We start from the raw sequence: 20482 nt of genomic DNA on the forward strand, positions 1-20482 counted from the left end.
TGATGGAATCTTCCACTCACTCCGAACTGCGCAACCGATATTGCGGTGGCGCGCGCTGTGATGCGGTGAGCCATCGGCGAACCGCAGCACAACGCTGTGCGAGGGATGAGTGAGCGATCGAAGTGAGCGAACGAATCGGCTGGGGAGGGCGTGGAATTTCCCTGCTGCCAGTCTGAGCAGGACGCTCCATCTCTTCTTCCTATTTCCAGCATAGAGGGGGCACTAATTTCGGCAGACAGAGATCACCTCGAGCGGAAAACATCGCACTCGAGATTGACGTTTGCACCGCTAACGAACGATAGCAGTAGTCTACAGAGGACCGCTATAGCAACCGCTCAGGGTTGTTGGAAAGACGGGGTAGGTCAGTCAGGTGAACACCCGTGGAAACCACGCGTGCTGAAAGGTAACTGTCTGACCGTGCCGTCTACCTCCTACTCACCGCTATCGGCATAAAACCCCTCCGGTACACGGATCGGAGAGCCGACTCGTCCTGTCTCCGTGGACCGCAATCGACGGAAAATCGGTCTCAGGGCCGCGGTGCCGCCTTCTGCAGCGCCGTCTCGGCGATGTTGCCGCCGTAGTCGGCGCTTCTGGACAGCGAGTCGACGATCAGTCCAAGCGACTGGGCTTGGACCGGCTCGAGGTCCCGCAGCATATCGTCGATCTGGCGCGTGTGCTCGTCGATCTCGAGGACGTTCTCCCGGGCGTCGTGGCCGAGCCGGTTGGCCTCGTCGGTGTCGTCGGCAAACAGCGCGTCCATCGACTTCTCGAGAACTGTCGAGGCATCGGCCTGCAACTCCTCGAGGCCCTCGGCGACCGGCTCGGGGATCTCCCCGAGTTTGAGCGCGATGTTGCTGATCTTGGCCGCGTGGTCGGCCACGCGCTCGAGCTGGCGGGCACTCGAGTGGAAGTCGAAACAGTCCTCGCGGGGCACGCCGAGTTCCTCGGCGGCCCGGGGCGAGCGAAGCGTCGCGCGAAAGATCCGCGAGACGACCAGCCAGAGCCGGTCGACGTCGTCGTCGCGCTCGATCACGTCGTGAGCGATGTCGTCGTCGTCCTCGATCAGCGCGGTCACCGCGTCCTCGAGCATCGATTGAGCGATCAGGCGCATGCGCGTAACAGCATTGACGATCGACAGCTCCGAGGAGTCGAGCAGGTCCTGAATGACCACGCTGTCGGTCGTCTCCTCTAAGACTTCAACGCCGACCAGCCCCTGGGTAGCGTCGCGGATCGCCCGGCGCTGGTCCGTCGTGATCCGACCCGCCTCGAGCCTGATGATGTCGAAGCCGCTGACGTACATCGTCATCACGGCCCGGGTCAGGCGCTCGCCCTCGAGACTCGAGATATCGAGGACCCCTTCCTGACGGCCGGTTTCGTCCCGCGGCGTGAGCAAGAGCGCGTCGTCTTCCGGGTAGAACTCGACGGTCGTCCCGGCGCTGACGTCGTTTTCGGTCGCCCACGTCTTCGGCAGCGAGACGGTGTACGTCGATCCGCCGGTCACCTGGACTTTGCGCGTCTCCATGTTGCGGGGGTTTCGACCGGCCGGATATAAATATACATGTGTCTATAGAGGCGTGCTCTGACCTGGGAACATTCGCCGTATAGTCGGTCGTTCGGGCCGCTTTCGGGAGCTATCGAATCCGTAGTAATACCCTTGCAGACGATGATAACTATACTCGTATATAGATATAGGTCGGTTTCTGATACGTGTACTGCCGTGTCGGAACTGGGCGCGAACGACCACGATCCTGGGCACGCACACGGTGAGAGTCGGCGAACGAGGAATTGCGTTCAATCACTAACCGAGACGGTGGCCGGAGCGTGTCATACCCGGCGGTGGTGGCGGCAGTCCGCGGACGACTTGCCAGCTGATCGTCGCCGGCGGATCGTGCTTCTATCCGTCACGCGATCGATAGCGGGCCCGGTTGGACCGTTTTCGGCGCACCAATTGAGATCTATATAGGAGTATGTCCGCTCTGAGTGATATATACGGTTCATAGCATCGTATTTTTATACCCTCTCGAATTGATCACGTGATGGCAGACAACCAGTTCGGACGCTCTGTCGACGGGGTATCGCGACGAAAGTTCATCGCAGCGACCGGTGCGATCGGTGCGGTGACGGCTGCCGGCTGTCTCGGGAGCGACGATGGAAGTAGCAGCGGGTCGCTTTCGGCCGACGGTTCGTCGACGGTCTACCCGATCACGAGCAGGGCCGGGTCGCTCTGGAACTCGAATCCGCCCGCCGGTGATGAGGACTACTGGATGCCAAGCGACTACGACGTCGACACCGATCAGAACCTCGCGGAATACTGGGGCGGCCTCTACGGCTTCGAATCCGACGGCGACGGCCCGCCGTTCGAGACCTCCATCGGGCTGAATCACACCGGCGTCGGCCTCGAAAAACTCGAGAACGAGCAGGTCGATATCGGTGACGCGAGTGCCCCCGTCGCGGCCGAGTTCCCCGATCGGAGCGAGGACGAACTCTCGGACTTTGTCGACCACGTCGTCGGCGTCGACGCGCAGCCGATCATGGTCAGCAGCGAGGTCAAAGACGCCGGCCTCGAGACGATCACGCTCGAGGAGGTCAGGGGAATCTATCAGGGAGAGATCAGTAACTGGTCCGAGGTCGAGGCCTACGGCGGGAGTTCCAAGGAGATTCAGGTTATCGGTCGAGCCGAGGGCTCGGGAACCGACACCTCGTTCCGGAACAACGTCCTCGGCGACCCGAACGCCGACATGACCGTCGACGCCCGTCACGGCGAAAACCAGCAGGTCCAGACGGTCCTGGAGAACTCGGACAACGCGATCGGCTACGCCGGCCTCGCGTTCATTTCGGACGGTGCACCGATGGTCAACCTCGTGATCGACGGCACCGAGTACACGCGCGAGAAGATGGCCGATCCGTCGTATCCGCTCGCGCGTGACCTCCACTGTTACACGTGGGAGGACACCTCGGAGAAGGAGGCCGCTTTCATTCGGATGATCCTCCACGATTACGGCCAGGAGAACTTCGTCGAAAACGCGGACTACCTCGGACTGACCGACGAGCGCCAGCAGACCCAAATGGACAAGCTCCCGGAGCCGAGTAACTGAGCGTCCGAACGGCACCGCTTTTGAAACTGTACGAACTGATTCACCAATGTCAAATTCATTACGAACGAGTGATTCGTCGGATATCGAGAACCCTACCGCAGGCGATGGGCGATCGCCCGTCCTCGTCGCGGGTGGTGCTACGCTGGCGGGTGCGCTTCTGAGCTTTCTGTTCGTTCCGGGGGTGACAGTGTTTTTCGTCCTCGCATTTCTCGGGGTGGCCGTGTACGGCTGGTTCGTCCACCAAGAGGCGACCGCGAAGGGACTGATGTTCCTCGCAACAATTTCCACGGCGCTCGTACTCGTGCTCATCACTGCGTACCTGTTTCTCCGCTCGTTTCCCGCGTTCGAACAGATGGGGCTCGAGATCCTCTATACGAACGGGGATTACTGGAGCCGCGGTGACGACAGATACTCGCTATATCCCGCCATTTGGGGCACCGTCCTGACGACCATCCTGGCGACGCTCGTCGCTGCCCCGCTCGGAGTCGCTTCGGCGATCTTCATCAGCGAAATCGCACCGTCGTGGGCACACGAGATCGTGAAACCGGCCGTCGAAACGCTCGCCGGAATCCCCTCGATCGTCTACGGGTTCATCGGGTTTACGATCATCAACGGCTACATGATGGACAACTTCGGCCTCACTTCGAGTGGCAGCATCGTCGTCGTCGGCGTCGTCGTCGGGTTAATGGCGCTTCCAACGGTCGCATCGGTCGCCGAGGACGCCATCTCGAGCGTCCCCGATCACATGAAAGACGGGGCCGTCGCGATCGGCGCGACGGAGTGGCAGACGATCAAGAGCGTCACCCTTCCCGCGTCCTTCTCTGGGATTTCGGCCGCGGTGTTGCTCGGTGTCGGCCGCGCCGTCGGCGAGACGATGGCCGCGACCGTCATTCTGGGGAACGTGATGCAGTTACCGGAGCCGCTGTACAACGTCTTCGGCAACACGGTCACGCTGACCAGCCTCATCGCCAGTCAGTACGGCAACGCACACGGCCTCCACATGCAGGCGCTGTTCGCTGCCGGCGTGATCCTGTTCCTGACCGTGATGGCGTTGAGTATCACTGCCCAGCTTATCGAGGCACGCGTCAAACAGAACCTCGGAGGTGAACTATGAGCGAACGCACGCTACGAAATCAGTCGCGGGACCCGTTAGCTGTCGAGTATTCGGCCGCGCTGGCCGGACTTTCGGTCGTCCCGATCGCGACGTTCTTCGCGGCGTTCGTCGTCGGCGGCCTCACGCTAGCCGGACAACGGTCCCTCGGATCGACGATTCTCGGCATCGAGATCGAAACCGTGCTGACGGCGCTGTTGTTCGTCGCTGGCGGCTGCCTCCTCGCCATCAGCGTTGGCTCCCGATACGGCGTCATCGAGACGACTCCGGACAGATCGGCCGGCCTCGGCGTCGCGAGCGGGTTCGGATTCGTCGCGTTCAGCGGGATCGGACTGGCCATGTCACAGACGTTCGGACTCGGTCGTCTCGTGTGGGCTCCCCTCGCGCTGATCGGTGGCCTCACGGTCGCCGGCGCGATCGTGTTCGCGCGAGAGGATCTCGGCGTGACGGTTCCTGCTGGCCTGTTTTCGGTCGCCATCGGCAGTCTGGTCTTGTTCGACGGACTGACGCCCGCTTGGGCCTGGAGTCCGGCGGGGTTCGGCGTGACGTTCAACGGGACCGTCCTCATTCCATTGCTAACGATCGTCGCTGGGTTGGTCACGGCGTGGGCCGCGGCGAACGCGTTCGAAGGGTTCGGAGCGGCGGGCCGACAGGCGGGGGCGTTCTTCCTGATCGGTGCGAACGCCACGCTCATCCTGTTGGTCTTGCTCCTGCTGATCGCCTTCATCGTCAAGAACGGGTTCTGGTATGCGGTTGACGGTATCGAGATCGGACCGGGGCTTAATTTCCACTGGCCGTTCGTCATGGACGGCTACGACGTGGTTCTCAATCAGAAGGGGATCTATCCGGCGATCATCGGTACGTTCTGGCTCGTCGTCGGAGCCCTCGTGATGGCCGTGCCGATCGGAGTCGGCGCGGCGGTGTTCTTGACCGAGTACGCCGAGGAGGGACGGTTCACGAGCGTGATCGACATCGCCACGAACGGACTCTGGAGCACGCCCAGCGTCGTCTTCGGCCTGTTCGGCTACGCGTTCTTGGTCCCGCGACTCGGGAACAACACGAGCCTGCTGGCCGGGATGATCGTCCTCGGGTTCATGCTGCTCCCGCTCGTGCTCATCACGAGCCGCGAGGCGATAAAGAGCGTCCCAGACGAGTACCGCGACGCCAGCGCGGCGCTGGGAGTCTCCAAGTGGGAGACCATCAAGGACGTCACGATCCCCTCGGCGATGCCCGGAATCGTCACCGGAATCATCATCGGTATCGGCCGCATCGCCGGCGAAACGGCCCCGATCCTGATCGTCACCGCCGACAATCCCCAGCGGAGCTCGGCACCGGCGATCATGGGATCGTTCGAACTCACGACCTCGCCGCCGTTTATCGTCAACGAGGCACTGCTGAGCGGCTCGAGCGCGCTTCCCTACCAGCTGTACGGTGCGATCACGACCGGTGTCGTTGGCGATGATCCGGGATACGGATGGGCGACTGCGTTCGTCCTCCTGTTGGTCGTTCTGTCGTTCTACGTGATCGGAATTACCACGCGGATCTACTTCAGAAAGAAACTACAAGCATGAGCAACACACAAAACGCGAGTCACGATCCGGCGGAATCGAACCGAGACGATCGATCGGCCGACGCCGTCACGCAGACCACGGCCGGCGAGTCTCAAGAGGAGACACAGACGGAGTGGACCGACTACGAGTTCCGAGGCGAACCGAAGCTCTCGGTCGACGATCTGGACGTATATTACGGCGACGAACGGGCGCTCCAGGGGATCACCATGGATATTCCCGAGAACAGTGTGACCGCGCTCATCGGCCCCTCGGGCTGTGGGAAGTCCACGTTCCTGCGGTGTCTCAACCGGATGAACGATCGGATCAAGAGCGCCAGCGTCGACGGGTCGGTCGAACTCGAGGGCGAAGAGATCTACCAGGACGGTCTCGACCTCGTCACGCTCCGCAAACGCGTCGGGATGGTGTTCCAGTCACCGAACCCGTTCCCGAAAACGATTCGGGACAACATCTCCTACGGCCCGCGCAAGCACGGGGACATCGAAACCGGCCTCCTCGCACGATTGCTCGGGGACGACTCAGGCGAACGGGAAGAGAAACTCGTCGAGCGGTGTCTCAAACAGGCGGCCCTCTGGGAAGAGGTCAGCGACCGACTCGACGACAATGCGTTGGGCCTCTCGGGCGGGCAGCAACAGCGGCTCTGTATCGCCCGCTGTCTCGCCGTCGATCCCGAGGTCATCCTGATGGACGAGCCGGCGTCAGCATTGGATCCGATTGCGACCGCGAAGATCGAGGACCTGATCGAGGAGTTAGCCGAAGAGTACACGGTCGTCGTCGTGACACACAACATGCAACAAGCCGCCCGGATCTCCGACCAAACGGCGGTCTTCCTGACCGGCGGCGAACTCGTCGAGTTCGACGACACCGACAAGATCTTCGAGAACCCCGAGAGCCAACGCGTCGAGGACTACGTCACCGGTAAGTTCGGGTGATGACTCGAGCGGACTACCGGGAGCGTCTCGAACGCCTCCGCGAGGCGGTCGTCGCGATGGGGACTCTCGTCGCCGAACGACTCGCCGACGCGATCACTGCGCTGTTCACCGACGACCGAACGCTCGCTAACGAGATAATCGACGGCGATGACACGGTCAACGATCGCTATCTCCACATCGAGCGTGAGTGTCTCGACCTCCTCGCGTTGTATCAGCCCGTCGCCGGCGACCTCCGGTTCGTCGTCGCCGCCTTTCAGATCGTCACCGATCTCGAGCGGGTGGGCGATCTTGCGACCAACTTAGCGGGGTATACGGTGGATTCGAGCGAAACCGCGCCGACGCTCCCCGACGTCGACTTCGAACGGATCGCCGCACTCGCGCTTGAGCAGATCGAGGACGCGATCGATGCGTTCGCGACGGACGACACCGCGGCCTGTTTCGCGGTCGCCGAGCGGGACGACGAACTCGACGACCGGTGTGGCGTCGTGATGGAGCGTCTCGTCCAGACTCTCATCGGCATCTCCACCGACGGCGACAGTCGAACCGGCGATCGGTCGAGTCGGAACGAACCCGTCGATCAGCCGATAGCGGACGTATTCACGGACGTTTCGCGAACGTTCGTGGTCGTTCGTGATCTCGAGCGCGTCGGCGATCACGCGGTGAACGTGGCGGCCCGGACGCTGTATGCGCTCGAGAGTAGCGAGGAGCTACTCACGTGACCGTCGATCTTCGGAATCGCTCCGGCTCATCAGGGAACCGTCATGAGAGGGGCGCTACCGGACTGTTCTCGCGGTAACCGATTGTGTCGTTGCTCAGCGACTCTCCCAGCGTACAGTCGAGAATTCGGTCGTTCGCCACACGGAAACCGTCAGGGACGAACGGGGGGTCTATGTACCAATATATATGACACATAGCATCGTACTTTTATATGCTTCCGTGTCATTCACGTGATGCAGACCGACAAGTTCGACGGTGCTCTTCGGGGGGTTTCGCGGCGACAATTTCTCACGGCGACGAGCGTGGGAAGCGCGACAGCGCTCGGCGGGTGTCTCGGGTCCGAGGCCGCCGATCAGGGTGAAAGCGGAGAGGACGAGGAACTCTCGGGGGAAGTGACCGTCACGGGCTCGAGTACGGTCTATCCGATTTCCGAAACGATGGCCGAGCGCTTCATGGCGGAGAACCCGGAAGTGACCGTGAGGGTCAAATCGACCGGAAGCGGCGGCGGATTCGAGGGCCACTTCTGTCCCGGCGATTCGGACATCAACGGTTCGTCCCGGCAAATCAAGTCGGCGGAGAAAAGCCGCTGTGGCGAAAACGAGGTCACGCCGGTCGAGATGCAGATCGCGGGCGACGCGCTGACGATGGCTGTAAACACCGAGAACACGTGGGCAGACTGTCTTTCGTTCGACGAACTGGCCCAGATCTGGAGCGAGGGCGGTGCCGAAACGTGGGCCGATCTCAATTCGGAGTGGCCGAACGAACCGTTCGAACGCTACGGCCCCGATACGACGTCGGGGACGTACGACTGGTTCACCGAAACCGTCGTTAGTAGCGCCGGCCCCCATCGGTCCGATTACGTCAGTACCGAAGACGACGGGACCATCGTGCAGGGAATCGAAGAGAGTCAGTACGGAATCGGCTACTTCGGCTACTCCTACTACGAGCAGAACAAGGACCGCATCGATGCGCTTCAGATCACCGCGACGACCGGCGACGCGTGTACCGAACCGAGTCTGCGGGCGGCCAGCGACGGGACGTATCCAATGGCTCGACCGCTGTTTATCTACCCGTCCGAGGAGGCACTGACCCGCGAACCGGTCGCCGAGTTCGTCCGGTTCTACCTCGAGAACTCGACGGCCGACTGGATCGCCGACGACATCGGCTACGTCCCCTCGAGCGACGAGCAGTCTGCCGTGAATCTGGATACGCTCGAGACGATTGTCGACGAAAGTAGCCACTGAAACTCATTGCACCACCTGATCGAACGACAGTGTTGCGATCAGCGTGGAAATCATTTCAGTGACTACTGTAGTGATTCGCCCTCGAGCGAGTCGGTCAGTTCCGACGGGAAAAGAGCGTTCGTCGTCAGTTTTCAGAGTAGTCGTTCGACGTTTCTCGAGTTGCCTTCGATCGGGACTATCTTTCGGTGAGACGATCGTCGCCGTATCGATGCTTCGACTGTTGGGCGTAGTCGGCCGGACCGGGCACTATAGTTTTACCAGATCTATAGTCTCCGTATCCTCTGGTCGGTTATATATCAATACGTGTATTTCAAGCATTTCCATATCGGCGTAGTATTCATTGAGAGGTCCTGTAGGGCGGGTTTCGGGTCAGAGAAGAGAAGGGGGTGGAACCTACGTCCGAGTATGTAGCACTATATAGCTAACATAGCATCATATTTCTATATACGGTCGAACCTCCAGGTGATGACTGATACCGAGATGGGTCGTTCGGGGCGATCGGTTTCTCGACGGAAGGTCCTGGCCACAACGGGCGCAGTAGGCGCGCTGTCGCTCGCCGGCTGTACCGAAAACACTGGCAATGGCGGAGACAACGAACGCGTTATCGTCACGGGGAGCAGCACCGTGTTCCCGGTCTCCGACACGCTCGCCGAGGCGTTCATGGCGGAGAACGACGGCGTGAACGTCACTACCGACTCGACCGGAACCGGTGGTGGGTTCAGCAACAACTTCTGTCCCGGCGACTCCGACATCAACGGCGCGTCGCGTCCGATTCAGGACGCGGAAGTCGAGTCCTGTAATGAAAACGGCGTCGAACCAATCGAGTTCCAGATCGGTGCCGACGCAGTCACCATGGCCGTCCACAACGATTCGCCGATCGACTGCGTCAGCTACGACGAACTCGCACAGATCTGGTCCGAGGACGGTGCGGAAATGTGGTCCGATGTCAACTCCGACTGGCCCGACGAGGAAATCGAACGCTACGGCCCGCCCTCGACGTCCGGCACGTTCGACTGGTTCAGAAACAACGTGATCGGCGACAACGGGAGCCACGTTACCCAGTACGAAAAGACCGAAAACGACAACGAACTCGTCCAGGGAATCTCCTCGAGCGAAAACGCGATCGGCTACTTCGGCTACGCGTACTACCGGGAGAACGAAGACGAACTCAAGGCACTCGAGATCAAGGAAAGCGAGGACGACGAATGCACCGCGCCTAGTCTAGACGCGGCCAGCGAGGGGACGTATCCTATGGCACGGCCGCTGTACATATACGTCAGCCAGGAGTCGCTCGATCGGGACCCGGTCTACAACTTCGTCGAGTTCTACATCGAGCAGTCGTCGACCGACACCATCACCGATGTCGGCTACGTCCCGGCGAACGACGAGCAGGTCGAGTCGAACCTCGAAAAGCTAGAGAGCGCGACGAACTGATCGGGTCGAACCGAACGATTCACGATGGTCATCCAACTATCCCCCGTCAATGAGTGAGCGATCGATAGACGTCGACCTAACGCGATCGTCGTCGGGTCAAGTCGTCAAAGAACGTATCTACAAGTGGCTACTGTTCGCCTGTGCTGCGTTGACCGTTTTCGTGACTGTGGCGATCATTTACACGCTTGCGAGGGACGCGATCACGTTCTTCGATCTGGTCCCAGCAGCGGAGTTCTTCACCGAGACCGAGTGGTTCGTCCGCGGGGACGGGGGGAACTTCGGCGTCTGGCCGCTCGTGAGTGCGACGCTGATAATCACCGTCGTCTCGGCGATGGTGGCCGTCCCGACCGGCGTCGCAGCGGCCGTCTACCTCAGTGAGTACGCGACCGATCGCATGCGATCGGTTTTGAAACCCGCGCTCGAGATCCTCGCCGGCATTCCGACGGTCGTCTACGGCTACCTGGCGCTGGTCTATCTGACGCCCGCGCTGCAGGCGATCGGGATCCCGGTCGGGACGTTCAACCTGTTGAGCGCGTCGATCATGGTCGGGATCATGATTATCCCGATGGTGTCGTCGCTGTCCGAGGACGCGATGAGCTCTGTCCCCGATTCGCTCCGACAGGCCGGATACGGCATGGGCGCGACGAAATACGAGGTGTCGACCGGGATCGTGATCCCGGCAGCTATCTCGGGGATCTTCTCCTCGTTCATTCTTGCGCTCTCGCGAGCGATCGGCGAGACCATGATCGTCGTCATGGCCGCCGGTCTGCGGCCGCGGATGTTCAACTTTTCGAACCCGCTGAACAACCTTCTCAGTTCGGGGCAGCCGATGACCGCAGGGATGGTAAACGCCGTGACGAGCGACGCGACCGGCGGCTCGGCGACGTATCTGAGTATGTTCGCACTCGGGCTGACGCTGTTCGTGATTACGTTCGCGATGAATCTCGCGAGCGACTTCGTCGCAGCACGATATCAGGAGGAATACCAATGATCGCCACCGACGAACCGACAGAGGTGTACCGATAATGGCGACCGACCAGCGCACCGGCGATTGGTACGGAACGGACGAAGCGGTCAGCCGCCTTCGCGGCCAGGCGTTCAAGTCCCTCTGTCTGGGGGCGACCCTGCTCGCCTTGGTTTCCGTCTTCGTTCTCCTCCTGTACGTCGCGAACGACGCTTTCAGGCCGCTCTCAGCCGACATCGGCTGGCTGCTCACCTTCGCCGCGTCGCTCTTGCTTCCGACCCTCGGCGCGACGGGCTACTACTATACCCGCGACGCGCGAGCCGGTGAAACCGCGGCCATCGCGCTCGGACTCCCCGTCGTCTCGCTCCTGCTCACCGGCGGCGTGTTCATCACGCTCGAACACATCGTCACTGTCTATCAGTGGGCCTCGATCGTCGTCGCGCTCGCCATCGCCGCCGCGGTCGTATTCGCTCACGGCCGCGTTCGAACGAGCGCCGACCTCGAGCGGTTCATCGTTCTCGTCGCGGTTCCGATTGCCGCGCTCGTACTGATCCCCGATCTCATCCTTTCGCTGCCGATGCTACCGACCGAAGCACTCGCGCTGTTGGGCTCGGTCGTCGTCCCGGTCGCGGTCGTCGTCGGCTGGTTCGTTCGCCGCCAGCGCGAGAACGACCGTGACGGGGCTATCGCAGCGGGTCTGACGCTGGTCGTTGCGGCGGCCGGGCTGGGACTCGCTCCGGTCGTCGGCCTCAGTCCGTTCGTCTGGATGCTGCTGGTCGTCGTCACCGCCGTCCCCGTCGGTCTCTACGTCGAAAGCGTCGTCCGGCGCGGAGCAGGCACCGCCGGGCTTGCGTTCCCGGTCCTCGTCGCCGGTGGCGTCATCGTCGGCGTCGTCGTCACGGAGGCGCTCGGTTTCGCTGGACCGAACTCGTGGCTCGACTGGGGCTTTCTCACCGACCCGCCGTCGCGAACGCCCGAAGACGCCGGCTTCTATCCGCCACTCGTCGGTTCGGTGATGATGCTACTGGTCATCGTCGTCTCCGCGTTCCCCGTCGGCGTCGGTGCCGCCGTCTACCTCGAGGAGTATGCCCCCGATCGGGGATGGTGGGGGCGACTCGTCGATCTGATCGAAGTCAACATCGGGAACCTCGCCGGCGTTCCCTCGGTCGTCTACGGTGTTCTCGGGCTCGCGCTGTTCATTCGACAAGGCGGGCTCGGGTCGGGAACCGCCCTCGTCGGCGGGTTCACCGTCAGCCTACTGATCCTCCCGATCGTCATCATCTCCTCGCAGGAGGCGATCAGTGCCGTCCCGGACTCGATGCGAGAGGCCTCCTACGGGATGGGAGCGACCAGGTGGCAGACGGTCCGGAACGTCGTCCTCCCTGAAGCGTTACCCGGTATCATGACAGGAAACATTCTCGCCATGGGGCGCGCGATCGGTGAGACCGCACCCCTGCTGATCATCGGTGCACCGGCGGTCGTTCGGATTGCGCCGGACTCCTTTACGAGCAAATTCAGCGCGATGCCGCGACAGATCTACACCTGGTCGAGCGAGATTGACGCGGCGTTCCAGCACGGCGTTCTCGCAGCCGGCGTCATGACGCTGCTGGTGGTTCTCCTGCTGATGAACGGTGCTGCCATCATTATCCGTAACAAGTATCAACGCCGAGATTGACCCATGACACGAGATCAAATGACTGATCCGGACAGCCGTACCGATAACCAAGCGACCGACGGGGGGCGAGAGAGCCTCGCGAACAACGACCTCGAGGGGAGCGATCCGACGACCGACCCCCTCGTCGATTCGTCGATCGACGTCGACAAGAGTGCGGCTCCGTCCGGGAGCGAGAGTCGAACCGTAATCGAATCCAGAGATCTTGACGTCTTCTACGACGACGTCCAGGCGCTCCAGTCGGTCGACATCGATATTCCGGCCGAACAGGTCACCGCGATCATCGGTCCATCCGGCTGTGGGAAATCGACGTTCCTCCGCTGTATCAACCGGATGAACGACCTCGTCGACGCCGCACGCGTCGACGGCGAGTTACTCTTCGAGGGGAAGAACGTCTACGACGACGATGTCGATCCGGTTGTCCTCCGACGCAAGATCGGAATGGTGTTCCAGGCTCCGAACCCATTCCCGAAGAGCATCTACGACAACGTCACCTACGGGCTAGACGTACAGGGCGTCGATGGCGATTACGACGAGATTGTCGAGGACGCCCTTCGCCGGGCTGCACTTTGGGATGAAGTAAAAGACCAACTCGACTCGAGCGGGCTGGATCTCTCGGGTGGCCAGCAACAGCGGCTGTGTATCGCTCGAGCGATCGCGCCGGATCCGGACGTGATCCTGATGGACGAGCCCGCCTCGGCGCTTGACCCCGTTGCGACTTCGAAGATCGAGGACCTGATCGAGGACCTCGCCGAGGAGTATACGGTCGTCATCGTCACCCACAACATGCAGCAGGCGGCCCGCATCTCGGACAAGACGGCGGTCTTCCTGACCGGCGGCGAACTCGTCGAGTTCGACGACACCGACAAAATCTTCGAGAACCCCGAGCACGACCGCGTCGAAGATTACATCACCGGCAAGTTCGGCTAACCGCAGGCGTTCGTTCGATCCGTTTCTCGCGTTCTAGTCGGCCACAGTGTCGTTCGAGTGGCGACACCGAGTTGTCCCGTCGAGTCATCGTCGTGTTCACATTCGGTGAGTCGACTCTCTCGAGAGACTGTCTGTGCCGTGAGTAAGTGTCGGTTGCTAACCACGTCGCTTATGCGCCGATATCACATGACTTGGAAGGGATGGTTGCCACTGGGGTCCACATCCTGATCGGTCTCGCACTGGCCGTGGTCGTCTGTCGCTCCGAACGGGCCGAGCCGTATCTCGTCGCGGCACTCGCCGCTGCGGGCCCCGATATCGATACCTTCGTCTTCCGGCCGCTGATCCAACTCGGATACGTCTCGGGACCGCTGTGGAGCCATCGCGGATTGACCCATTCGCTGGTCGGCGGCGTCGTCGTGATCGTCCTGCTCTCTTCGGTCGGCCCGTGGCGAGTCGCCGCAATCGGGTTCGGCTCACACGTCGGCTTCGATATGCTGACCGGCGGCGCTCGGCTGTTCGTTCCCGTCGACCCCACGCTGTACGGGACGTCCGTCGACTGGCTGCTCCTGAATATGCTCGCGTCCGTCGTCGCAGTCACTCTCATCCTCGGCGGGTTACTCGGCATGAAATACGATCTCGAGGGCCCGATCGATATGCCTACCCCGAAACGCACACTCGAGCGGTTCCGGTAGCCCGAAGCGGGTATCACGATGGGAGACCACGTCGTCATCCGAATCGGCGGGCAGCGAGCACCCTCTCAGGCGGCGTCGATGCTTCCATCGGACCGAACCGTGACGACCGGGACCGGTGCGGTTCGGACGACTTTGTCGGTGACGCTCCCGAGGACTCGGCGCTCGAGACCGCTCCGTCCGGCGGTCCCGATGACGATCATGTCGGCGTCGAGTGCCGCCGCGTAGTCGGTGATTTCCTCTGCAGGATGGCCGCTCCGGACGACCGTCGTCGCCTCGAGTCCGCGTTCCTCGGCGGCCGCGGCGAGGTCGGCGGCCCACGTCTCCGCGAGTTCGGTTACGTCGTCGACGGTCTGGGGCGGGCCGCCGCCGACGGCCGACCGTTCCGTTTGATTCACGTCGCCGACGGCGAGGGCATGGACGGTCGCGTCGATCTTCTCGGCGAAGTCGAAGCCGACTTTGGACGCCTTTTCGGCATACTCGCTCCCGTCCGTCGGGATGATGATGGAATTAGCCATTGATTGTCGTCTGTAGCCGGTATTGTCCGAACGGTCGTATAGTATTTTGCACTCGCGCAACGCTTCGAGGCGAAACGGATCGATCAGGGTCAGCGAAACCGCGATGAGACGAGACGACCGCCGTCCGCTCGCTTCGATGAGCACAAACTATATCCTTTCCCGGAAAGGTGGCTGCATCATGGCCAGACAAACCTACCAGGACAAGCTCACGGAACTCCGTGAAGATGTCCTCTACATGAGTGAAGTCGTCATGGAGCGGCTTCGCATGGGACTGGATGCCCTCGAGCAGAAAGACGTCTCGCTCGCTCAGGAAGTGATCGAAGGCGACGGCGAAATCAACCGGATGTACCTCGACCTCGAGCAGGACTGTATCGACCTGCTCGCGCTCCAGCAGCCGGTCGCGAGCGACCTGCGGTTTATCGCCGCCTCGTTCAAGATCATCACCGACCTCGAGCGGATCGCCGACCTCGCGACCAACCTCGGCGAGTACACGATGGACGCCGAACAGGATCTGTTCCCCGACGTCGACGTCCAAGAGATGGGCAACCTCACGCTCGACATGCTCGAGGACGCGATGGTCGCTTACGACGACGAGGACACCGACACGTGTCGGCAACTGGCGTCCCGCGACGACGAACTCGACGAGTTCGCAGAACGGGCAAGCGAGATCGTCGTCCGCGATCTGATCGAACGCGAACTCGAGTCGGCCGACGAGGTCGAGCAGATCCTCCAAGACGTGTCGCGGCTCCTCCTGACGATTCGGGACCTCGAGCGCGTCGGCGATCACACGGTCAACATCGCTGCGCGGACGCTGTACATGGTCGAAAACGACGACGAACTCATTTACTAAGGTCGGTTCGATCGGGGGCGGATCGAGGTGCCGCCGAACGGTTGCCGACGTCTTATTCGGACTCGTTGCCGGTTTCGTTCCCGGACTCGTTGCCGGTCGACGATTCGTTGCCACCCGCAGTTTCGTTACCGCCCTCGGTTTCGTTACCACCTTCGGACTCGTTGCTCGCCGATTCGTTGCCACCACCGCCGCTGCCGCTTTCGATCTGGAGATCGCCGACCATCTGGGTGGAGTGGGGTTGACAGACGTACTGGGCCATCTCGCTGCTCGCCGTGATATCCAACATCTGTTCCTCGTCGGGTTCCTGGACCACTTCGGTCGAGAGGTCGTCGACGACTTCGTCGCTGTCGTTTCGAATCTCGATGTTGTGGCCGGACCCGTCGCCTTCCGTCCAGCCGATGGTGTAGTCTTCGCCCTCTTGTAGAATCAGCGTCGGGTTCGACTCGCCCTCGATCTGGGACGGTGCGAGTCCCTCCCACTCGGACGTCTGACCGCTGAACTCGATTTCCGTGCCGGGTTCGATCTCGTAGCCGTCACCGCCGCCACCGTTACCGTTGCCACCGTTACCGCCGTTACCGTTGCCACCGCCGCCACCACAGCCGGCGATGAACGCCGTCGAACTCGCAACACCTGTCAACTGAAGCATCCGCCGTCGGGATAACCGATCGTCTCGTGCCATCAGGCTGACTTTGTGCCCAACGGGAATAGTCGAATACCCGTCTACTGCGTGGGAGTCAAGTACGGGTCGGTTTGGGACACATTGACGGCGATTTCGGTTCTCGAGGGAGCTCACTGCGATGGCCGCGGGCCCACCCCCTGATTAGCGCTCTGGCACGCGTGTCAACATCTGTGTCGTATCACTGATGATTGGGGTCTCGAGACGGCGATTCATCGTGTCCTCGAGCGCGGCGAGCGCGGTCGCAATCAACGGGACTCTGCGGCCGCCGATCGGGCTATGTACGGGCGGCATTTTATTTCGCTCGAGAAATCGTTCGGATGGGTCCCGCTACTCGCGTTCGCGTTCGGTCGTCCGCATCGTGATCTCGCCGTCGGCTCGGATCGTCCCGTCGACTTCGGCATCCGGGCCGAGTTCGAAGTCCGCACAGGAGACATCGCCGAGGACGCGGGCGTCGCGTTCGACGACGACATCGCCGTCGCGGGTAGTCACGTCGCCGTGGATGCGCGTTCCCTCGCCGACGGTGACGTCCCCACGTGCCCGGAGGCTGCCGAAGACGTTGCAGTCGGCACCGACGTCGATCGTCTCGGCGCGGACGTTGCCGTGGAGCCGGCAGTCGTCGCCGATCGTCGCGGGCGTCGAGACGCGCCACGCGTCGTCGCCGACGGTCGCGTTGCGGGGGATGACGAGCGGCTCGGCGTCGGGCTCGTCATCGTCGTCATCTTCGTCGACGATTTCGGAAATGAGTCGCTGTGCAGCGTCGTCCTCGCCGATCAGGAGGAGGTGTTTGAGGTAGACGAACAGAAAGACGATCGTCGGCATGGGATTCCGGATGACGATCCAGCCGTTGGCTTCGAACCCCTCCTCGATCTCGACGTCGTCGCCGATGTCGAGGTCGCCGGCGACTTTCAGCCGGCCGCCGATGTGGACGCGCTCGCCGATGTAGGCGTCCTGTCCGACCAGGACGTTCTCGGCGACATCACACCACATGTCGAGCCGACAGTCGCCGTCGGCCTCGATTGCGCCGCCGAACTCGGCGCTCTCGCCGGCCAACACGTTTCGGCCGCGGACGCCGAACCCGATGGTCGCCCGGCCGCCCACGAGGACGTCCCCGTCGGTTACGAGGTCACGCTCTTGGGCTTCCGTCCCGTCGGGAACGACGAGTTCGTCGAGCGGATCCCTGCTGAAGGCCACACTCGCATCCAAAGGGAGTACCGCCTAATAAAGCTCGCGCGTCGTCAGTCGTCCGTCTGACGCTCGTCCGGTGTTCTCGGCCTCGTATCGTTTCGGCCGTCGATCACAGTCGCCTCGCTTTTACTACCCCACCCCGTACGTTCGGCCATGACTACGCTCGCGTTCGACGACAAGGGAGTCGACGTCGTCTACGAAGGCACCGAGTTCCGCCTCGAGCAGGAACTCATCGAGGAAGCGACCGAGAAATCCTACTACGACGTGACCGATCACGAGGTGTTGCAGATCGTCGCCGAACAGCCGAACCTGCAGGGCGAGCCCCGCCGTATCGGCGACATTCTGGACTAACAGAGATTCTCGCGGCGTTTTCCAGCAGCCGCCTCTGTCCTCTCGAGCGGCCGCGCCGATCAATATACGCCGTGGAGGAGCACGAACACGACGATGCCGAGCGAAAAGGAGATCAACCACAGCGTCGCCGCGACGCGGCCGATTCGGGCGTGACTCGTCTGGGGAATCTCTGTGACCGGACGGGATGCCGCGAGCAGGAGGACGTAGTAGAGCAGGGGAATACAGACGATTGCGAGGAAGATGTGGATCGCGAGCAACGGCAGGTAGACGAACTGGTAGACCGCGTCGGGACCGGGAAACGGCTGCGGACCGCCGGTCACGGTCAGCCGGTAGAGATAGAGCACGAGAAAGCCCGCGAACAGCCCGAAGGAGGCGAGCATCGCGACGCGGTGGCGCTCGATATCACCGCGGCGAATCGCTCGCCAACCCACCGTGATCGTGCCGATCGCGACCGCACTGAGCACGGCGTTGACCAGTGGAATCGTCTCGATGACCCACTCCGGGGCCGCCGGCACGCTTGAGGACGGAATCCGTCCGCCCGCGGCCGCGAAGACGATTGCCAACGACACCACGCTCAAGACGCCGGTGAGCAGGCGCACGCGCTCTCGAGGGACGTATTCCATGTGTGGTCGTTCGAGCGGACGGTGAAAGTGGTTATCGTCTCCGGCGGACAGCCGTCACCGCTCCTCGCTGTCCCCCGGTCCCGGCTGCTCGCCTCGGAAAAACCGTTGCAATGCGACCGTCGTTCCGGCGTACAACGCGGCCGCGACGGTAGTCGCGATCAGTGAGCCAATTGCTCATCGGCGGACCCTAACGGAACAACGCCTACTATCTGAATACTATCCGTTCTTCGGGAGTAGTGTCGGAAAGGATTATGCGTGGGTGATGTCCGCGAAGGGAAATCACCTGCATCGATCTTTGGTGGAGCTCAGCCACCTGTGCGATGCGTGGGACCGGATTCGAACCGGCGGACCCCTACGGGACAGCGCCCTCAACGCTGCGCCGTTGGCCTGGCTTGGCTACCCACGCTCGCGGTCTCTGTCTGCACTCATTCGTATCCAGTGTGATTATAAAAGCCCTTTCCTTTGGGTCGGCGACTGCGGCGGGGTCACACGGAAACGACGGTCTCCCGTGACACGTGACCGGCCCACGCAACCCGTGGCCGGCAGGGCTCGAGCCGCGTCGACGGTCCGACGGGCGGCGATCCGTTCGGCACGAACCGGCGTCGAGTCGGGTGAGACACAAAGGTTTCAACGCTCGAGCGGGATTTCAGGTCGAATGTCGGTGTCGTCGGTCCGAACGCGGGCGCTCGCCGGTGCGGTCGCGGCCAGCGGCATGGTCGCCGCGGGCCTGCTCGTCTCGCCGTCGAAGGTGATGGGGACCGTCGACGCCCTCGTCGCGGACCCGTTCCTGTTCGGTCTCGTCGTCGCCGGGCTCTATCTCGTCCGGCCGCTCTTTGCGTGGCCCACGACGCCGCTCGCGGTCGTCGTCGGCTACGGCTTCGGCGTCGCAGCCGGCGTCCCGATCGCGCTCGTCGGCGTCGTCACGACCGTGCTCCCGGTCTTTCTCGTCGCTCGCTGGCTCGCCGCCGGCGAAGCGGACGCGGCTCGTGAATCCCGTGCCGAGGGCGAAGGGAGCGACTCTCGAGTCCTCGAGCGTGCCGGCGACGCCGTCGCGCGCTATTACGAGACGGCGGGGCCGCTCCGCGGCGTCACCGCCTCGCGGTTGGCACCGATCCCGTCGGATGTCGCGACGTGTGCCGCCGCGGTCAGCGGCGTTACGCCCCGCCAATTGGTGGTCGGGACGGTGATCGGTGAACTCCCGTGGACGATCGCCGCGGTCGTCGTCGGCGCGTCGGCGGCGACGGTCACCTCGAGCGGGCTCGGCGAACTCGGTGCGGCGGTTTCGGTCGCCTGTGCGCTCGCCGCCGTCGTCCTCCTCGCCGGCCCCGTCTACCGCACCCTCCGGACGGACCGAACGCGAGCCGAGAGCACGGGCCGATCGACGGATAGCTAGGCGACTCGAGCGGCAGTAAGCCGATTGCCGGGCGGTCGAGACGCGGACCGCGAAAATCAGACTGCAACTGCGCGATATCGGCGTTCGATCACTCGTCTATGTCTTCGAGCAGCGAATCGCTCAGGTCCTTCAGTTCCGACTCGAGTCGCTGGTAGCCCTCGGTCTCGGTCAGCTCTTCCACCGAGTGCTCGTCCTCTAAGGTCTCCATCTTGTTCGAGAGGGACTCGAGTTCGCGCCGGTCGCCGTCGCCGTAGCGCGACTGGACCCGCAGGTTCTCGATGATCCGGGTCAGTTGGGCTCGCGTGACCGGCTTCGTGACGTAATCGTCGAGGTCCAGTTCGACGATATCCAGTCCCGGATCGACGGCGGTCACCATGATCACCCAGCAGTCATAGCCCGCCGCGCGGATCTCCTCGAGCACGCGATCCCCGGTGATATCGGGCATGTGCCGGTCGAGTAGAACGACGTCGATCGACTCGCTCAGTTGCTCGAGTGCGGTCCGGCCCTGTCTCTTATACACATCTCTG

The 20482-nt window shown here is 62.4% G+C and carries 20 protein-coding genes and 1 tRNA gene; 14 read left to right on the forward strand and 7 right to left on the reverse strand.

What is annotated here, in order from left to right; translation table 11 throughout:
* Window positions 1–526: 526 nt before the first annotated feature.
* The gene (locus tag C489_RS10550; RefSeq protein ID WP_006431235.1) at window positions 527–1522 is read right to left on the reverse strand and encodes a PhoU domain-containing protein; all 996 of its coding nucleotides are present in this window, start codon (window positions 1520–1522) and stop codon (window positions 527–529) included.
* A gap of 514 nt (window positions 1523–2036) precedes the next feature.
* Between C489_RS10550 and C489_RS10555 the strand changes: the two genes are divergently transcribed.
* The 11 genes from C489_RS10555 to C489_RS10605 all read left to right on the forward strand — a co-directional run bounded on the left by C489_RS10555 (window position 2037) and on the right by C489_RS10605 (window position 14359).
* A complete protein-coding gene (locus C489_RS10555; protein WP_006431236.1) occupies window positions 2037–3095 on the forward strand; it encodes a substrate-binding domain-containing protein in 1059 nt (352 codons plus the stop codon).
* 46 nt (window positions 3096–3141) lie between these two features.
* Window positions 3142–4209 (forward strand): phosphate ABC transporter permease subunit PstC, encoded by a 1068-nt coding sequence (pstC, locus tag C489_RS10560; RefSeq protein ID WP_049890776.1) that lies wholly within the window; start codon window positions 3142–3144, stop codon window positions 4207–4209.
* Complete coding sequence (gene pstA / locus C489_RS10565) at window positions 4206–5777, forward strand: phosphate ABC transporter permease PstA (protein ID WP_006431238.1); 1572 nt, start codon at window positions 4206–4208, stop codon at window positions 5775–5777. The genes pstC (C489_RS10560) and pstA (C489_RS10565) overlap by 4 nt, the downstream gene beginning before the upstream one ends.
* Entirely contained in the window at window positions 5774–6706 is a 933-nt protein-coding gene (gene pstB / locus C489_RS10570) for a phosphate ABC transporter ATP-binding protein PstB (protein WP_006431239.1), read from the forward strand. Before pstA (C489_RS10565) ends, pstB (C489_RS10570) begins: the two co-directional genes overlap by 4 nt.
* Window positions 6706–7425, forward strand: coding sequence for a phosphate signaling complex protein PhoU (gene phoU / locus C489_RS10575; RefSeq protein WP_006431240.1), 720 nt, complete (start codon window positions 6706–6708; stop codon window positions 7423–7425). Before pstB (C489_RS10570) ends, phoU (C489_RS10575) begins: the two co-directional genes overlap by 1 nt.
* A 231-nt stretch (window positions 7426–7656) precedes the next feature.
* Entirely contained in the window at window positions 7657–8667 is a 1011-nt protein-coding gene (locus tag C489_RS10580) for a phosphate ABC transporter substrate-binding protein PstS family protein (RefSeq protein ID WP_006431241.1), read from the forward strand.
* Between the two features lie 465 nt (window positions 8668–9132).
* Window positions 9133–10101 (forward strand): phosphate ABC transporter substrate-binding protein PstS family protein, encoded by a 969-nt coding sequence (locus C489_RS10585; RefSeq protein ID WP_006431242.1) that lies wholly within the window; start codon window positions 9133–9135, stop codon window positions 10099–10101.
* A 49-nt stretch (window positions 10102–10150) separates the two neighbouring features.
* Window positions 10151–11092, forward strand: coding sequence for a phosphate ABC transporter permease subunit PstC (gene pstC / locus C489_RS10590; RefSeq protein ID WP_006431243.1), 942 nt, complete (start codon window positions 10151–10153; stop codon window positions 11090–11092).
* A 34-nt stretch (window positions 11093–11126) separates the two neighbouring features.
* Window positions 11127–12740: a phosphate ABC transporter permease PstA gene (gene pstA, locus C489_RS10595; RefSeq protein ID WP_006431244.1), complete on the forward strand. Its 1614-nt coding sequence runs from the start codon at window positions 11127–11129 to the stop codon at window positions 12738–12740.
* A 3-nt stretch (window positions 12741–12743) separates the two neighbouring features.
* Window positions 12744–13667, forward strand: a complete 924-nt coding sequence (gene pstB / locus C489_RS10600) for a phosphate ABC transporter ATP-binding protein PstB (protein ID WP_083902799.1) — start codon at window positions 12744–12746, stop codon at window positions 13665–13667.
* Between the two features lie 200 nt (window positions 13668–13867).
* On the forward strand, window positions 13868–14359 hold the full coding sequence (locus tag C489_RS10605) for a metal-dependent hydrolase (RefSeq protein WP_006431246.1): 492 nt from the start codon (window positions 13868–13870) through the stop codon (window positions 14357–14359).
* Between the two features lie 65 nt (window positions 14360–14424).
* On the opposite strand, the gene C489_RS10610 is transcribed toward C489_RS10605, so the two are convergent.
* Window positions 14425–14874 carry a universal stress protein gene (locus tag C489_RS10610; protein WP_049890777.1) on the reverse strand — a complete coding sequence of 150 codons (450 nt, stop codon included), beginning with the start codon at window positions 14872–14874 and terminating at the stop codon, window positions 14425–14427.
* Between the two features lie 178 nt (window positions 14875–15052).
* Here C489_RS10610 and phoU (C489_RS10615) point away from each other — a divergent pair, with 178 nt between their 5' ends.
* Window positions 15053–15724 carry a phosphate signaling complex protein PhoU gene (phoU, locus tag C489_RS10615; protein WP_006431248.1) on the forward strand — a complete coding sequence of 224 codons (672 nt, stop codon included), beginning with the start codon at window positions 15053–15055 and terminating at the stop codon, window positions 15722–15724.
* Window positions 15725–15776: 52 nt separating this feature from the next.
* On the opposite strand, the gene C489_RS10620 is transcribed toward phoU (C489_RS10615), so the two are convergent.
* Both C489_RS10620 and C489_RS10625 read right to left on the reverse strand, forming a co-directional pair.
* Window positions 15777–16370, reverse strand: a complete 594-nt coding sequence (locus C489_RS10620) for a plastocyanin/azurin family copper-binding protein (RefSeq protein ID WP_006431249.1) — start codon at window positions 16368–16370, stop codon at window positions 15777–15779.
* Between the two features lie 360 nt (window positions 16371–16730).
* Window positions 16731–17594 carry a polymer-forming cytoskeletal protein gene (locus C489_RS10625; protein WP_006431250.1) on the reverse strand — a complete coding sequence of 288 codons (864 nt, stop codon included), beginning with the start codon at window positions 17592–17594 and terminating at the stop codon, window positions 16731–16733.
* 147 nt (window positions 17595–17741) lie between these two features.
* Here C489_RS10625 and C489_RS10630 point away from each other — a divergent pair, with 147 nt between their 5' ends.
* The gene (locus tag C489_RS10630; protein ID WP_006431251.1) at window positions 17742–17939 is read left to right on the forward strand and encodes a DUF5800 family protein; all 198 of its coding nucleotides are present in this window, start codon (window positions 17742–17744) and stop codon (window positions 17937–17939) included.
* A 59-nt stretch (window positions 17940–17998) separates the two neighbouring features.
* Here C489_RS10630 and C489_RS10635 read toward each other — a convergent pair whose 3' ends face one another.
* Together C489_RS10635 and C489_RS10640 are read right to left on the reverse strand one after the other, a co-directional pair.
* Window positions 17999–18562: a DUF420 domain-containing protein gene (locus tag C489_RS10635; protein WP_006431252.1), complete on the reverse strand. Its 564-nt coding sequence runs from the start codon at window positions 18560–18562 to the stop codon at window positions 17999–18001.
* A gap of 321 nt (window positions 18563–18883) precedes the next feature.
* Window positions 18884–18968: transfer RNA gene (locus C489_RS10640), tRNA-Leu, on the reverse strand.
* A 249-nt stretch (window positions 18969–19217) separates the two neighbouring features.
* Between C489_RS10640 and C489_RS10645 the strand changes: the two genes are divergently transcribed.
* Window positions 19218–19955, forward strand: a complete 738-nt coding sequence (locus tag C489_RS10645) for a TVP38/TMEM64 family protein (RefSeq protein ID WP_006431253.1) — start codon at window positions 19218–19220, stop codon at window positions 19953–19955.
* A gap of 88 nt (window positions 19956–20043) precedes the next feature.
* On the opposite strand, the gene C489_RS10650 is transcribed toward C489_RS10645, so the two are convergent.
* On the reverse strand, window positions 20044–20482 hold a 439-nt coding region (locus C489_RS10650; protein WP_049890783.1), incomplete at its 5' end, for a response regulator.

The organism is Natrinema versiforme JCM 10478 (genome assembly GCF_000337195.1).
Classification (GTDB): domain Archaea; phylum Halobacteriota; class Halobacteria; order Halobacteriales; family Natrialbaceae; genus Natrinema; species Natrinema versiforme.

What these genes read in the sequence shown, in the direction of transcription:
- phoU (WP_006431248.1), top strand. Translation starts at nt 15,053, where the DNA reads ATGGCCAGACAAACCTACCAGGACAAGCTCACGGAACTCCGTGAAGAT.
- pstA (WP_006431238.1), top strand. Translation starts at nt 4,206, where the DNA reads ATGAGCGAACGCACGCTACGAAATCAGTCGCGGGACCCGTTAGCTGTC.
- C489_RS10610 (WP_049890777.1), bottom strand. Translation starts at nt 14,874, where the DNA reads ATGGCTAATTCCATCATCATCCCGACGGACGGGAGCGAGTATGCCGAA.
- C489_RS10550 (WP_006431235.1), bottom strand. Translation starts at nt 1,522, where the DNA reads ATGGAGACGCGCAAAGTCCAGGTGACCGGCGGATCGACGTACACCGTC.
- C489_RS10555 (WP_006431236.1), top strand. Translation starts at nt 2,037, where the DNA reads ATGGCAGACAACCAGTTCGGACGCTCTGTCGACGGGGTATCGCGACGA.
- C489_RS10580 (WP_006431241.1), top strand. Translation starts at nt 7,657, where the DNA reads ATGCAGACCGACAAGTTCGACGGTGCTCTTCGGGGGGTTTCGCGGCGA.
- pstC (WP_006431243.1), top strand. Translation starts at nt 10,151, where the DNA reads ATGAGTGAGCGATCGATAGACGTCGACCTAACGCGATCGTCGTCGGGT.
- pstA (WP_006431244.1), top strand. Translation starts at nt 11,127, where the DNA reads ATGGCGACCGACCAGCGCACCGGCGATTGGTACGGAACGGACGAAGCG.
- pstB (WP_083902799.1), top strand. Translation starts at nt 12,744, where the DNA reads ATGACACGAGATCAAATGACTGATCCGGACAGCCGTACCGATAACCAA.
- pstB (WP_006431239.1), top strand. Translation starts at nt 5,774, where the DNA reads ATGAGCAACACACAAAACGCGAGTCACGATCCGGCGGAATCGAACCGA.
- C489_RS10635 (WP_006431252.1), bottom strand. Translation starts at nt 18,562, where the DNA reads ATGGAATACGTCCCTCGAGAGCGCGTGCGCCTGCTCACCGGCGTCTTG.
- pstC (WP_049890776.1), top strand. Translation starts at nt 3,142, where the DNA reads ATGTCAAATTCATTACGAACGAGTGATTCGTCGGATATCGAGAACCCT.
- C489_RS10585 (WP_006431242.1), top strand. Translation starts at nt 9,133, where the DNA reads ATGACTGATACCGAGATGGGTCGTTCGGGGCGATCGGTTTCTCGACGG.
- phoU (WP_006431240.1), top strand. Translation starts at nt 6,706, where the DNA reads ATGACTCGAGCGGACTACCGGGAGCGTCTCGAACGCCTCCGCGAGGCG.
- C489_RS10620 (WP_006431249.1), bottom strand. Translation starts at nt 16,370, where the DNA reads ATGCTTCAGTTGACAGGTGTTGCGAGTTCGACGGCGTTCATCGCCGGC.
- C489_RS10605 (WP_006431246.1), top strand. Translation starts at nt 13,868, where the DNA reads ATGGTTGCCACTGGGGTCCACATCCTGATCGGTCTCGCACTGGCCGTG.
- C489_RS10630 (WP_006431251.1), top strand. Translation starts at nt 17,742, where the DNA reads ATGACTACGCTCGCGTTCGACGACAAGGGAGTCGACGTCGTCTACGAA.
- C489_RS10645 (WP_006431253.1), top strand. Translation starts at nt 19,218, where the DNA reads ATGTCGGTGTCGTCGGTCCGAACGCGGGCGCTCGCCGGTGCGGTCGCG.